Below are 14018 nucleotides of genomic sequence, written 5' to 3'. Positions count from 1 at the left end.
CTTTACTTACAAGCCGGCAGGTCAAAGAGCTGCTTTACTGTACAGAGGGCGATCTTCCTTTTTTCATTTTCTATCTCAAGATCTTTTGGTAAACTAATAAGACTCAATAATTTCCTTCCGTACAGAAGCATCTTATTTGCCGGGGGCATTCGTCTGAATTATGATAAGATTAACCCGAACAAATAAAGCTTTTTTGTATGGTTGATGTTGTATAGGAAAAGAAAGGACCGGTCCGATTTGAATACATTGATTCAAGAAGCCATAAAATTAGTTGAAGCAGGTGAAACAGAAAAAGGCCTCAACACGCTCTCGAAGGCTGAAAAACAGCTGCATGATGAAGATAAAGCCATTGCAGCCCAGCTTTATTACGAGTGGGGCGATGTAGAAAAAGCAATTTCACTGATTAGTGATCTACATGATTTATATCCAAATGAAACAGAACTGACGAATTTCTACGCTGAACTTTTAATAGATATTGACGAAGAAGAAAAAGCCCTCGCTGTGCTGGAGACTATTCCGGAAACAGATCCATCATATCCAGAAAGTTTGCTGCTTATGGCGGATCTTTATCAGATGCAGGGGTTATTCGAAGTCAGTGAACAAAAGCTTTTACAAGCAAAGTCCATTCTGGACAATGAACCTGTTATTGATTTTGCACTGGGAGAACTTTACTTTGCTCAGGGAGCCTATGCAAAAGCGGTTCAATATTTTAAAACAACGGCTGAGGAGCAGGGGGAGATCGGAGGCGTTAATGTCCATCAAAGACTGGCAGAATCGTTAAGTGCCTCAGGTGAATTTGAGGATGCCATTCCATGGTACGAGAAAGCTGTCGATGAGAATCCTGATCCTAATACGATTTTCGGCTATGGTTTTACAGCCTTACAGGCGGGGCTTGTGAAAACAGCTATTAAGCAGCTGTCTGATTTAAAGGAGCTTGATCCATCTTATACTTCACTTTATATGCCGCTCTCGAAAAGCTATGAAGCTGAAGGAATGTATGAAGAGGCATTAAAAACGGCAAAAGAGGGGATCAGATATGATGAATATAACAAAGAACTTTTCCTTTATGCTGCCAAAATGGCCTTGAAAATCGGGAAGTCAGAAGAGGGGAAAAAGCTGCTTCAGGAGGCGCTTGCGCTTGATCCGGGCTTTGTTGAGGCGCTTCATACACTTCTTGCCGTGTATCACAAAGAAGAGGATTATGATCAGATCATTGATCTTATTCAAGAGGTTCGAAGCTACGGTGAAGAAGATCCGAAATACAATTGGTATCTTGCAAGCGCATATACTGAATTAGAGCAATACGAGGAAGCAAAACAATCCTTTGAGGCTGCCTATCTTCATTACCGGGAGGATAGAGATTTCTTATATGAATACGCAAGCTTCCTATTAGAAGAAGGCCTTCAAAAAGAAGCGCTGCCGCTTTTGAAAAAGGTTCTTGAAATGGACGGAGCCAATGAAGAGCTGGAAGAAACGATTTTGCGAATCGAGGATGATTTTTCTAGATAAGCAGGAATATTAACCATTCATGTGGAACATATAAGTATATAGATTATACGAACGATAGAGGAGGGAATTACATGCAGACCCCTGTTTCTGTCAATGAGAAAAAAGATTTTATCCGTTGGTTTTTAAACCATTATCAGTTAAAGCGCCGAGAGTGCGTTTGGATCTTGAACTACTTAATGAGCCATGATTCTCTCATGGAGAAGGTTCATTTTGTGGAGCAGGCTGAATTTTGCCCGAGAGGCATTATAATGTCAACACATTGTGTTGAAGAAGTTCCGTTCCGGTTCTATAAAGAGAATGTCATGACTACCGACGCGGAAAAATCTTTTCATGATATTAGATTAAATAAACAGCAGGATTTGTTTATCCAGCTTAATTTCCGTTCGGCTTACAGCTCACCTGAATATGCGGCGGTGCTGGAGTCCAACCCGCATATTCCGAAAAACCTTTTTGAGAATAAAAAAGATCAGGGATTGGCGGAACAGATTTTAGAGCACGCTATTTCCACATTCCAAAGAGAAAAATTATTAAAAGACATTGACGAGGCGTTAGATCGTCATGATAAAGAGGCATTTGAACAATTATCGCGCCAATTAAATCAGCTCACATAATATGACCAGCCTTGCAGTGAATTGCAAGGCTTGTTGCCGTAAAGGGGGAGAACGATGAGGTGGAGAATCACTGATGCCAAGGACTATTTACAAGCTAAGGATTACATTGATACCGCTGTCATACCATTAATTAACATAAGAGTTAATAACCATTTTAAAATGGCGGCGGAGAAAGGCGAGTTTACGCAGCTTCTCTCAGAAGAACTTGAAAGGCAGTTAAAGGGACGGGTATATTTACTTCCTCCTTATACATATGTTGATAGAAATGAAATAACCGTTCAAGGGCTTAAGGATCTGCGGGAAGAGCTGATAACGGAATTTCCGCATGTTGTCCTGCTCACATCTGACGAAAGTTGGAGAGCTGAGGATGCGTTAGGCAAAATGATTGTTACACCGTCTGTTCCATTAGAGCATTTAAATGACTCTTTAAAAAGAAAAATATTGGATGAACGCACTGCTGAAATTTTGAACGTTTTGTTACAGTTATGGAGCACTTCATAAAAACACTTACATTTCCTTATAAACAATATTTTGGCTATATTGACCTTGCTGAGAGATTCATATATTATGAGGGTGTCTAGAGTTATTGCAATATTTTCTATTTTAGTCAGTTTGCAGGGGTGACCTAGAGGGGGGAGAAGAGATGGGCGGAAAACATGATATATCCAGACGTCAATTTTTGAATTACACGCTCACAGGCGTAGGAGGTTTTATGGCGGCTAGTATGCTCATGCCTATGGTTCGCTTCGCACTCGACCCGGTATTAAAATCGACAGGGAAGCAGGATATGGTTCAGGTTGTCAGCGTTGATGAGTTGACAAAAGAGCCGCAGCGCTTTGATTTTAAAATTAATCAAGTCGATGCCTGGTATGAGTCAGAAGAGTCAAGATCAGCCTGGGTCTTCAAAAACGGGGATGAAATTGTAGCACTTTCGCCAATTTGTAAGCATTTAGGGTGTACGGTGAACTGGAATAGTGATCCTAAAAACCCGAATAAATTCTTTTGTCCATGCCATTACGGACTCTATGAAAAGGACGGCACCAATGTCCCTGGCACGCCGCCGCTTGCGCCTCTTGATCATTATGAGCAAGAAGTAAAAGACGGCTTCCTGTATCTTGGAAAAGCAAAGCCTAAGGGGGAAGGGTGACATGCTGAACAAAATTTATGACTGGGTAGACGAGCGGCTTGATATTACACCGATGTGGAGGGATATTGCCGATCACGAAGTACCGGAACATGTGAATCCCGCCCATCATTTCTCTGCGTTTGTGTATTGCTTTGGGGGACTGACGTTTTTTGTAACCGTTATCCAAGTATTATCTGGAATGTTTTTAACGATGTATTATGTGCCTGATATCAAAAATGCCTGGGAATCGGTATATTATTTGCAAAATGAAGTGGCATTCGGCCAGATTGTCAGGGGGATGCACCACTGGGGTGCGAGCCTGGTCATTGTGATGATGTTTTTACATACGCTGAGGGTCTTTTTCCAAGGCGCGTATAAAAAACCGCGCGAGCTGAACTGGATTGTCGGTGTGCTGATCTTCTTTGTTATGCTCGGTCTTGGCTTTACAGGCTACTTGCTTCCTTGGGATATGAAGGCTCTGTTTGCAACAAAAGTCGGGCTGCAGATCGCCGAAGCCACGCCTTTGATCGGAACGCAAGTTAAAACGCTCCTTGCAGGGCATCCGGATATTGTAGGCGCCCAAACGCTGACTAGGTTTTTTGCGATCCATGTATTTTTTCTTCCTGCCGCATTGTTCGGGCTGATGGCTGCACATTTTATTATGATCCGGAAGCAGGGGATTTCAGGACCGCTTTAAACTCTTGATCTGCGAATAAAAGGGAGGGGATGACATGCACCGGGGCAAAGGGATGAAATTTGTAGGCGACTCAAGGATACCGGCTGAAAAAAAGCCGAATATACCGAAGGATTATTCGGAGTATCCGGGTAAAACAGAGGCTTTCTGGCCAAATTTCTTGTTAAAGGAATGGATGGTTGGAGCTGTCTTTCTCATCGGTTTTCTCGTTTTGACGATTGTGCATCAGCCGCCTTTAGAGCGGATGGCGGACCCGACTGATACTGGTTATATTCCGCTGCCGGATTGGTATTTTCTTTTCTTATACCAGCTGTTGAAGTATGAATACGCCGCCGGAAGCTTTACAGTGGTCGGCGCCATGATTATGCCAGGTCTCGCTTTTGGGGCCCTGCTTTTGGCTCCATTCCTAGACAGAGGGACAGAAAGAAGGCCGTGGAAGCGTCCGGTCGCTGTCGGTATGATGCTTCTTGCCATTTCCGCTGCTGTATTTTTGACGTGGCAGTCAGTTGCTACTCATGACTGGGCCAAGGCAGAAGAACAGGGGAAAATTACAAAAGAAGCCGACATTGACACCAATGCAGAAGGATATAAGGTTTTTAAGGAACAGGGCTGTATTTCTTGCCATGGGGATAACCTTCAGGGAGGAGCGGCTGGGCCTTCATTGGTTGACAGCGGGCTGAAACCGGAAGAAATCAAAAAAATCGCTGTAGAAGGGAAAGGCAAAATGCCGGCGGGTGTGTTCAAAGGAAATGATAAGCAGCTCGAAGAACTTGCAAAATTTATTTCTGAAACAACCGCAAAATAACGTATTGTGAATTGTCAAATGGAAGGATATACTTTTAATATCAAAAGCTGACCCGGCGTCAGCTTTTTTATATGGACATATTATTTTTACAGACTGAGAGTTGATTCGATGTGAAATGGTTTCAATATGTATTAGGGCAGCGGCCGATGCTTATTCTTGTCTTAGCCATTAATTTTCTAGGAACGGTTTACGGCTACTATTGGTACTTGCCGCAGCTTTTGGAGACACCGGCCCGTTTCCTGATTTTTGTTCCGGACAGTCCGACAGCAACGTTTTTCTTTCTGTTTGTGCTGCTTGCCTTTCTCATGAAACGGAATGCTCCGCTCTTTGAGGCGCTTGCGCTAGTTACCCTCGTAAAGTATGGCCTATGGGCGGTGGCTATGAATTTTCTTGTGCTTGCAGTAACTGGTGACTTGCCGTGGGAGGGCTACATGCTAATTGCTTCGCATTTTGCAATGGCAGTTCAAGGCGTATTATACAGTCCGTATTTTCGTTTTTCATTTTGGCATCTTGCAATTGCTGCAGTCTGGACACTGCATAACGATGTCATTGACTACTTGTTTGATATGATGCCGCAATACTCTATGCTTTCTGATTATATGACTGAAATAGGATACGGAACATTTTGGCTAAGCATCTTTTCAATCGGGCTTGCTTACTTTCTTGTGGTCTCAAAAAAGCAAACGAAGCTTGAGCTGATGTAAAGACAATGTTGGTCTATCCTTGTCCCTTTCTTCATATTCTGTAAGGAGAGAGAGTGGGAGGGACCTGCATGAAACGAAAGCTGACGATCTGTTTGTTGATTGCACTTATTTTTTATAATGGAAATGCCAAGGCTGCAGAGCGGGGAAGCCTCGAGGAATTGAATGATTTATCCGATACAGTCTTTCAAATGACCCGACAGGCGAAATATGAAGAGGCGCTTCAAGTCTTGGAGTATTTTGAAAAAACATTAAAATCCGCTGAGAAAAAACAGCAAGACCCCATGCTAACGGGAGCCCAAATTCGTCAAATCACATTGGGCTATAATGATATGGTTCGGAGTTTAAAGCAAGCTGATACATCAGACACACAAAAACTCAGAGCAGCCGCGCAGTTCAGAATGCTGATGGATGCGGTTGACAATCGGTCTGACCCGCTTTGGGGCTCACTGGAAAAACCGATTATGGAAGCTTTTACTGAGCTGAAGCGAGATGTCCAGAAGAATGGAAGCACAAGCTTTCATGAAAAATGGAATGAATTTATCAGTTTATATGACTTGATTTACCCCAGTCTTACAATCGATGTATCAGAGGATCAGCTTGAAACAGTCGGAAAACATATAGATGTTATTGAGCAAGAGGAATTTCAGCAAATGACAGAGAGCACGAAGCTTGAACGGCTTTCCCTTCTTCAGCATGACCTGAAAAATGTGTTTGACAGGGTGGAGGAGGATGATGCCGATCCGTCTTTACTCTGGGTGATCATTACAACCGGCAGTATCATCATTACTGCTCTTACCTATGTCGGTTACAGAAAGTACAAGGCGGAAAAAAACAAACTGAAAAAAAGGGACTACCCTAAATAAGGATGAGGGGCGGCGGTCAGCCGCCTTTTTTCTATTACATGTCAGCGCGGAAGCGGATTTTTATTTTCATCAAGCGTAAATCCTTCTCCGAGCACATCGTGAACATCGCTTACCGCTACAAAGGCATGGGGATCAATGGAGTTAATCACGCTTTTCAGCATCACCAATTCATTTTTCGGCACCACACAATAAAGTACATCTATATCCTCTTTTGTGTAGGAACCTTGTCCTTTCAAAATGGTGACGCCCCGTTCCATTTCTTCAAGAATCTTTTTCTGAATCAGGTCGTTTTTCGAAGAGATGATCGTAGCGCCTTTAGCAGCGTATCCGCCTTCCTGAATAAAATCGATTAATCTTGCCGCTACAAATACAGCTACCAGCGTATACATCGCTTCTTTATAGGAGAGATAAGTAAGCAAAGACAAAATGATGACGCAGGCATCGAAAGCAAACATCGTTCTGCCCATCGGAATCCCAAAATACTTATTCACTAAACGTGCGATGATATCAACACCGCCTGTCGTACCGCCGAACTTAAAAATAATACCCAGTCCGGCTCCGATGAATACGCCGGCAAATAAAGCGGCGAGCGCTAAGTCGTGCTGAAGGGGCATATGGATTTCATATCGCTGAAAGATGCTGAGGAACAAAGACAAGGCTACAGTGCCGACAAGGGTATAAACAAACATTGTCCTGCCGAGCAAACGCCAGCCAATAAAAAAAATCGGAATGTTCAACACCAGGTTCGATATAGAGGGGCTGATGTGGAAAAGGGCATAAAGCAAAAGTGTAATACCTGTAAAACCGCCCTCAGCCAGATTGTTCTGCATATTGAAATGAACCAAGCCAAATGAAAAAATTGCCGCTCCGATTAAAATAAAAAATATGTTTTTTAATCTAATTTCTCCAAGCATCACACAAAACCCCTTTTCCTTCCATTAGATAGCGTTTATATTATAGTGGATGAAAAAGAAAACAGCAAACGTGCTTAAACATTTGTCAAACGTATCTGAATTAGCTAACATGTAAGAGGATGATAGGAGGTTTCGTTCAGTGAGTGATAAAACAATGAAAGACATACAGGCTGAAGTAGACCGTTACATCGGCCAATTTAAAGAAGGATATTTCAGCCCGCTGGCCATGATGGCGAGGCTGACTGAAGAACTGGGCGAGCTTGCCAGAGAAGTGAATCACCGTTATGGAGAAAAACCAAAAAAAGCGACTGAAGATGATAAAAGCATGGAAGAGGAAATGGGCGATGTGCTATTTGTATTGGTTTGTTTAGCTAACTCCCTTGATATCTCTTTAGAGGAAGCCCACGACCGAGTCATGCATAAATTTAATACAAGAGATAAAGATCGCTGGACCAGAAAAGAAGAAGGAAAGTAGAGGAGATCAAGATGTCAAACGAAACAATTAAAGTAGTCATTGCGGGACCGCGTGGAAGAATGGGGCAGGAAGCTGTTAAATTGGCAGAACGAACACCACATTTTGACCTTGTCGGGGCCATAGACCATACATACGATCAGCAAAAATTATCTGATGTGATGCCTGTTGAGTCAGATGCTTACATTTACACAGATATCCATGCCTGTTTTACAGAAACACAACCGGATGTCTTGATTGACTTAACAACGCCCGAAATCGGAAAAGTACATACAAAAATTGCATTAGAGCACGGAGTCCGTCCAGTTGTCGGAACAACCGGTTTCTCAGAAGCTGATTTAAAAGAGCTCACATCTTTAACAGAAGAAAAAGGGATCGGAGCCATCATCGCGCCAAATTTTGCGCTCGGTGCGATACTGATGATGAAATTTTCAAAAATGGCTGCCAACTATTTTGAGGATGTTGAGATTATTGAGCTTCATCATGACCAGAAGCTTGACGCACCAAGCGGGACTGCGCTTAAAACAGCAGAAATGATTTCAGAAGTCCGTAAAGAAAAGCAGCAAGGACATCCGGATGAAAAAGAAATTCTCCCAGGAGCAAGAGGAGCGGAGCAAAACGGTATTCGCTTGCACAGCGTCCGTCTTCCGGGACTGATCGCGCATCAGGAGGTCATGTTCGGCATGAATGGCCAAACGCTTCAGATACGCCATGATTCTTATAACCGTGCTTCTTTCATGTCAGGCGTTAAACTGTCAGTCGAACAAGTCATGAAGATTGATCAGCTTGTGTATGGTTTAGAAAATATCATTGATTAGACGGGGGGATAAACAATGAAAATTGCTTTGATCGCGCATGACAAGAAAAAACAGGATATGGTTCAATTTACGACTGCCTATCGGGATATTTTAAAGAATCATGATCTATACGCAACCGGAACCACAGGGTTGAAAATTCATGAGGCGACAGGTCTTCAAATTGAACGTTTTCAATCCGGCCCTTTAGGGGGAGACCAGCAAATCGGTGCACTGATCGCTGCCAATGCACTCGATCTTGTCATTTTTTTGCGCGACCCGCTGACCGCGCAGCCGCATGAACCGGATGTCTCGGCATTAATCCGTTTATGTGATGTGTATTCCATTCCGCTCGCCACAAATATGGGTACTGCGGAAATTCTTGTGCGCACACTTGATGAAGGTGTTTTCGAATTCCGTGACCTTCTTCGGGGAGAAGAGCCGAATGTATAATGCTGACGTTCTTGCTTTTGGCGCCCACAGTGATGATGTCGAGATCGGAATGGGCGGCACAATAGCGAAGTTTGTCAAACAGGAAAAAAAAGTAATGATATGCGATTTGACAGAAGCGGAACTCTCTTCTAACGGTACGGTCAGTTTGCGTAAAGAAGAAGCAGCTGAAGCAGCCCGCATATTAGGCGCAGATAAAAGAATTCAGCTAACGCTTCCAGACCGCGGCCTAATAATGAGTGATCAGGCAATTCGGTCAATTGTCACTGTCATCAGAACCTGTCGGCCAAAAGCGGTTTTTATGCCGTATAAAAAGGATCGCCATCCGGATCACGGCAATGCGGCTGCACTGGTGGAAGAAGCGATATTTTCCGCCGGAATCCATAAATATAAAGACGAAAAAAGCCTTCCGGCGCATAAAGTCAGCAAGGTTTACTATTATATGATAAATGGTTTTCATCAGCCGGATTTTGTTATTGATATCTCGGATACAATAGAGGCAAAGAAACAAAGCCTCAACGCCTACAAAAGCCAGTTTATCCCGTCAAAGGATTCCGTTTCTACTCCTCTGACGAATGGGTATATTGAAATCGTTGAAGCGAGAGAAAAGCTTTACGGTAAAGAAGCGGGCGTGGAGTATGCCGAAGGTTTCTTTTCCAAACGGATGCTGATGCTTGATCATGATGTGCTTGGGGGCGAACAATGAGAAAACTAAAAATAGGAATCACATGCTATCCGAGCGTTGGAGGCTCAGGTATCATTGCGACAGAACTGGGGAAGCAGCTTGCTGAAAAGGGACATGAAATCCATTTCATCACATCAAGCATTCCGTTTAGACTGAATACATATCATCCCAATATTCATTTTCATGAAGTTGAGGTTAATCAATATGCTGTTTTTAAGTATCCTCCGTATGATTTGACATTGGCAAGCAAAATCGCTGAGGTGGCGGAACGGGAGAATTTAGACATTATCCATGCTCACTATGCTCTCCCGCATGCCGTTTGCGCCTATCTTGCAAAACAAATGCTGAAACGCAATATCGGCATTGTTACAACTTTGCATGGCACGGATATCACGGTGTTAGGTTATGATCCGTCTCTAAAAGATCTGATCCGTTTTGCTATTGAGTCATCAGACAGAGTGACGGCCGTCTCCTCAGCGCTTGCGGCTGAAACATACGATTTAATTAAACCGGAGAAAAAAATTGAAACGATTTATAACTTTATAGACGAGCGCGTGTATCTGAAGAAAAACACAGCGGTGATTAAAGAGAAACATGGAATTTTACCAGATGAAAAAGTCGTCATCCATGTGTCCAACTTCAGAAAAGTTAAACGCGTGCAGGATGTCATCCGTGTGTTCCGCAATATCGCTGGCAAAACGAAAGCGAAGCTGCTTTTAGTCGGAGACGGTCCGGAGAAATCGACAGCCTGCGAGCTTATCAGAAAATATGGCTTGGAAGACCAAGTCTTAATGCTTGGAAATCAAGACCGTGTTGAAGAGCTTTATTCTATTAGCGATTTGAAGCTGCTGCTATCTGAAAAAGAAAGCTTTGGCCTTGTCCTGCTTGAAGCGATGGCTTGCGGAGTACCTTGTATCGGAACAAACATTGGCGGTATCCCTGAGGTTATTAAAAACAATGTGAGCGGATTTTTGGTGGACGTCGGTGATGTTGGGGCCGCAACAGCCCGCGCGATGAGCATTTTAGAAGATGAACAGCTAAGCAATCGTTTTACAAAGGCTGCAATAGAGATGCTTGAAAATGAATTTTCTTCCAAAAAAATTGTCAGCCAGTATGAACAGATTTATGCCGATTTAGCAGAACCGGAGTGATCACATGGAAAAAGTTTTTATCAAAGCACTTCCCGTGCTCCGCACCTTAATCGAAGCAGGCCATCAGGCTTATTTTGTCGGGGGCGCAGTTCGTGACAGCTATATGAAACGAACGATCGGAGATGTCGATATCGCGACAGATGCGGCACCTGATCAAGTAGAACGGCTGTTTCAGCGGACTGTTGATGTAGGCAAAGAGCACGGGACCATTATTGTGCTCTGGGAGGATGAAACCTATGAAGTCACGACATTCCGGACTGAATCTGATTATGTTGATTTCAGAAGACCGTCAGAAGTGCAATTTATCTCATCATTAGAAGAGGATCTAAAACGCAGAGATTTAACGATCAATGCGATGGCCATGACAGCGGATGGGAAGGTGCTTGATTATTTTGGCGGCAAGAAAGATATTGATCAGAAAGTGATTCGAACCGTTGGAAAGCCTGAGGATAGATTTCAAGAGGATGCGCTTCGTATGCTGAGAGCCGTACGTTTTATGAGCCAGCTTGGCTTTACGCTTTCACCGGAAACAGAAGAAGCCATTGCGAAAGAAAAATCACTCCTCTCCCATGTTTCAGTCGAACGAAAAACTATAGAGTTCGAGAAATTGCTGCAGGGAAGAGCTTCTCGCCAGGCGCTTCAAACACTCATTCAAACGAGATTGTATGAAGAGCTTCCTGGTTTTTATCATAAACGAGAAAACCTGATTTCAACGAGTGAGTTTCCATTCTTCTCTTTAACATCCCGTGAGGAGCTTTGGGCTGCTCTTTTAATTAACCTTGGCATAGTTTTGAAAGACGCGCCCCTTTTCCTGAAAGCCTGGAAGCTCCCGGGAAAAGTGATCAAGGAAGCCATTCACATTGCCGATACGTTTGGCCAGAGCCTTGACGCAATGACAATGTACAGAGCTGGGAAAAAAGCACTGCTCTCAGCGGCCAAAATATCGCAGCTTCGGCAAAACGAAAAACTGGATGAAAAGAAACTGAAGGACATTCAGTACGCTTATCAAAACCTGCCGATCAAAAGCCTTAAGGATCTTGATATCACGGGTAAGGACTTGCTTGCGCTTCGAAACCGGCCGGCCGGAAAATGGGTGTCAGAAGAATTACAGTGGATCGAGCAGGCTGTTGTGACAGGGAAGCTCTCCAATCAAAAGAAACACATAGAGGAGTGGCTGAAGACATGCGGTCAACATTAAGAAAAGACCTAATTGAATTATTTTCTCAGGCCGGCAATGAATTTATTTCCGGCCAAAAAATCAGTGATGCTCTCGGCTGTTCAAGAACTGCTGTGTGGAAGCATATTGAAGAGCTTCGGAAAGAGGGTTATGAAGTAGAAGCCGTTAGAAGAAAAGGATATCGGCTCATCAAAAAGCCCGGAAAACTCAGTGAAAGCGAAATTCGTTTTGGATTAAAAACCGAAGTGATGGGCCAGCATCTTATTTACCATGACGTTCTTTCAAGCACGCAAAAAACGGCTCATGAGCTCGCGAATAATAACGCACCGGAAGGCACCCTCGTGGTGGCTGACAAACAAACAGCCGGAAGGGGCCGGATGTCTAGGGTATGGCATTCTCAAGAAGGAAACGGCGTTTGGATGAGCCTGATTTTGCGGCCTGACATTCCGCTCCAAAAAACACCGCAGCTGACTCTTCTTGCTGCAGTAGCTGTTGTGCAGGGAATAGAAGAGGCAGCAGGCATCCAAACGGATATTAAATGGCCAAATGATATTTTGATTAACGGAAAAAAAACAGTTGGCATCCTAACGGAAATGCAGGCTGAAGAAGATCGCGTACGTTCAGTGATCATTGGGATCGGCATTAACGTTAACCAGCAGCCTAATGATTTTCCAGATGAATTGAAGGACATCGCGACAAGCCTCTGCCAAGCTGCTGGGGAAAAAATTGATCGGGCCGGCGTCATCCAGCATATTTTACTATGCTTTGAGAAACGGTACCGGGATTATATGACGCACGGATTTACGCCGATTAAGCTTTTATGGGAAAGCTATGCGCTCGGTATTGGCACTAATATGAGAGCCAGAACGTTAAACGGAACCTTTTACGGTAAGGCGTTAGGTATAGATGATGAAGGCGTTCTGCTTTTAGAAACGAACGAAGGCATTAAAAAAATCTACTCTGCCGATATCGAATTGGGCTAATGTGTTGGTACAAGCCCGTTGATTTTGGTATACTTCCATTGGGCAGTATCGCCTGCGAACTGCACCTATTGTTAAAATAGATAGACATTGCAGCAGTCTGCCTTGATCCAAAAAAGGACTGGGACAGAGGGATGAAACTCGCCGAACTTTAGAAAGTGAAGAATCCTTCTCGTTGTAACGGAAGGTTTTTTGGCTTGCAGAAGAAAACGGCAGATCATCTCCTCTAAACATGAGGAGGAGCAAACATGAAAACAAAACTGGATTTTCTAAAAATGAAGGAGTCTGAAGAACCGATTGTCATGCTGACCGCTTATGATTATCCGGCAGCTAAACTTGCTGAACAAGCGGGAGTTGACATGATTTTAGTCGGTGATTCACTCGGAATGGTCGTCCTCGGCCTTGATTCAACTGTCGGTGTGACAGTTGCGGACATGATCCATCATACAAAAGCCGTTAAAAGGGGTGCGCCGAATACCTTTATTGTGACAGATATGCCGTTTATGTCTTATCACCTGTCCAAGGAAGATACGCTGAAAAATGCAGCGGCTATCGTTCAGGAAAGCGGAGCTGACGCACTGAAGCTTGAGGGCGGAGAAGGCGTGTTTGAATCCATTCGCGCATTGACGCTTGGAGGCATTCCAGTAGTCAGTCACTTAGGTTTGACACCGCAGTCAGTCGGCGTACTGGGCGGCTATAAAGTACAGGGCAAAGACGAACAAAGCGCCAAAAAATTAATAGAAGACAGTATAAAATGCGAAGAAGCAGGAGCTATGATGCTTGTGCTGGAATGTGTGCCGGCAGAACTCACAGCCAAAATTGCCGAGACGCTAAGCATACCGGTCATTGGAATCGGGGCTGGTGTGAAAGCAGACGGACAAGTTCTCGTTTATCATGATATTATCGGCCACGGTGTTGAGAGAACACCTAAATTTGTAAAGCAATATACGCGTATTGATGAAACCATCGAAACAGCAATCAGCGGATATGTTCAGGATGTAAGACATCGTGCTTTCCCTGAACAAAAGCATTCCTTTCAAATGAACCAGACAGTGCTTGACGGCTTGTACGGGGGAAAATAAG

General features: G+C 43.8%; 17 protein-coding genes. 16 read left to right on the top strand and 1 reads right to left on the bottom strand.

Translation table 11 applies throughout. The features are described from left to right. Positions 1 to 237: 237 nt before the first annotated feature. From NST79_RS11750 to ypjB, 8 genes are all read left to right on the top strand, one after another. Entirely contained in the window at positions 238 to 1509 is a 1272-nt protein-coding gene (locus NST79_RS11750; RefSeq protein WP_212060695.1) for a tetratricopeptide repeat protein, read from the top strand. Positions 1510 to 1580: 71 nt separating this feature from the next. Beyond that, entirely contained in the window at positions 1581 to 2120 is a 540-nt protein-coding gene (locus NST79_RS11745; protein ID WP_015251820.1) for a ReoY family proteolytic degradation factor, read from the top strand. Positions 2121 to 2174: 54 nt separating this feature from the next. After that, entirely contained in the window at positions 2175 to 2621 is a 447-nt protein-coding gene (locus tag NST79_RS11740; RefSeq protein WP_014480115.1) for a YpiF family protein, read from the top strand. A 142-nt stretch (positions 2622 to 2763) separates the two neighbouring features. Next, a complete protein-coding gene (locus tag NST79_RS11735; RefSeq protein WP_003230627.1) occupies positions 2764 to 3267 on the top strand; it encodes a ubiquinol-cytochrome c reductase iron-sulfur subunit in 504 nt (167 codons plus the stop codon). Position 3268: 1 nt separating this feature from the next. Continuing rightward, entirely contained in the window at positions 3269 to 3943 is a 675-nt protein-coding gene (gene qcrB, locus NST79_RS11730) for a menaquinol-cytochrome c reductase cytochrome b subunit (RefSeq protein WP_003225560.1), read from the top strand. A 34-nt stretch (positions 3944 to 3977) separates the two neighbouring features. Then, positions 3978 to 4745: a menaquinol-cytochrome c reductase cytochrome b/c subunit gene (locus NST79_RS11725; protein ID WP_004398051.1), complete on the top strand. Its 768-nt coding sequence runs from the start codon at positions 3978 to 3980 to the stop codon at positions 4743 to 4745. Between the two features lie 110 nt (positions 4746 to 4855). Next, positions 4856 to 5449 carry a DUF1405 domain-containing protein gene (locus NST79_RS11720; protein WP_017696530.1) on the top strand — a complete coding sequence of 198 codons (594 nt, stop codon included), beginning with the start codon at positions 4856 to 4858 and terminating at the stop codon, positions 5447 to 5449. A gap of 68 nt (positions 5450 to 5517) precedes the next feature. Then, positions 5518 to 6312, top strand: coding sequence for a sporulation protein YpjB (gene ypjB, locus NST79_RS11715; protein WP_003230633.1), 795 nt, complete (start codon positions 5518 to 5520; stop codon positions 6310 to 6312). Positions 6313 to 6353: 41 nt separating this feature from the next. Here the strand turns inward: ypjB and NST79_RS11710 are convergent, their stop codons facing one another. Continuing rightward, entirely contained in the window at positions 6354 to 7226 is an 873-nt protein-coding gene (locus NST79_RS11710) for a YitT family protein (protein WP_003230635.1), read from the bottom strand. Positions 7227 to 7365: 139 nt separating this feature from the next. Between NST79_RS11710 and NST79_RS11705 the strand changes: the two genes are divergently transcribed. From NST79_RS11705 to panB, 8 genes are all read left to right on the top strand, one after another. Then, the gene (locus NST79_RS11705) at positions 7366 to 7701 is read left to right on the top strand and encodes a nucleotide pyrophosphohydrolase (RefSeq protein ID WP_004398044.1); all 336 of its coding nucleotides are present in this window, start codon (positions 7366 to 7368) and stop codon (positions 7699 to 7701) included. Between the two features lie 11 nt (positions 7702 to 7712). Further along, positions 7713 to 8516: a 4-hydroxy-tetrahydrodipicolinate reductase gene (gene dapB, locus NST79_RS11700; protein ID WP_033884168.1), complete on the top strand. Its 804-nt coding sequence runs from the start codon at positions 7713 to 7715 to the stop codon at positions 8514 to 8516. Between the two features lie 15 nt (positions 8517 to 8531). Beyond that, positions 8532 to 8945 carry a methylglyoxal synthase gene (gene mgsA, locus NST79_RS11695; protein WP_003230640.1) on the top strand — a complete coding sequence of 138 codons (414 nt, stop codon included), beginning with the start codon at positions 8532 to 8534 and terminating at the stop codon, positions 8943 to 8945. After that, complete coding sequence (gene bshB1, locus NST79_RS11690; RefSeq protein ID WP_015383958.1) at positions 8938 to 9648, top strand: bacillithiol biosynthesis deacetylase BshB1; 711 nt, start codon at positions 8938 to 8940, stop codon at positions 9646 to 9648. The genes mgsA and bshB1 overlap by 8 nt, the downstream gene beginning before the upstream one ends. Continuing rightward, a complete protein-coding gene (gene bshA, locus NST79_RS11685) occupies positions 9645 to 10778 on the top strand; it encodes an N-acetyl-alpha-D-glucosaminyl L-malate synthase BshA (protein WP_212060693.1) in 1134 nt (377 codons plus the stop codon). The genes bshB1 and bshA overlap by 4 nt, the downstream gene beginning before the upstream one ends. Positions 10779 to 10782: 4 nt before the next feature. After that, positions 10783 to 11976: a CCA tRNA nucleotidyltransferase gene (locus NST79_RS11680; protein ID WP_212060691.1), complete on the top strand. Its 1194-nt coding sequence runs from the start codon at positions 10783 to 10785 to the stop codon at positions 11974 to 11976. Continuing rightward, positions 11961 to 12938 (top strand): biotin--[acetyl-CoA-carboxylase] ligase, encoded by a 978-nt coding sequence (locus NST79_RS11675; protein WP_029726776.1) that lies wholly within the window; start codon positions 11961 to 11963, stop codon positions 12936 to 12938. Before NST79_RS11680 ends, NST79_RS11675 begins: the two co-directional genes overlap by 16 nt. A gap of 245 nt (positions 12939 to 13183) precedes the next feature. Then, a complete protein-coding gene (gene panB / locus NST79_RS11670; RefSeq protein WP_003230652.1) occupies positions 13184 to 14017 on the top strand; it encodes a 3-methyl-2-oxobutanoate hydroxymethyltransferase in 834 nt (277 codons plus the stop codon). Position 14018: the final 1 nt, after the last annotated feature.

It is taken from the genome of Bacillus sp. PS196, from assembly GCF_037963555.1.
Classification (GTDB): Bacteria; Bacillota; Bacilli; order Bacillales; family Bacillaceae; genus Bacillus; species Bacillus subtilis.
This window is presented reverse-complemented; position numbering and strand designations above follow the sequence as displayed.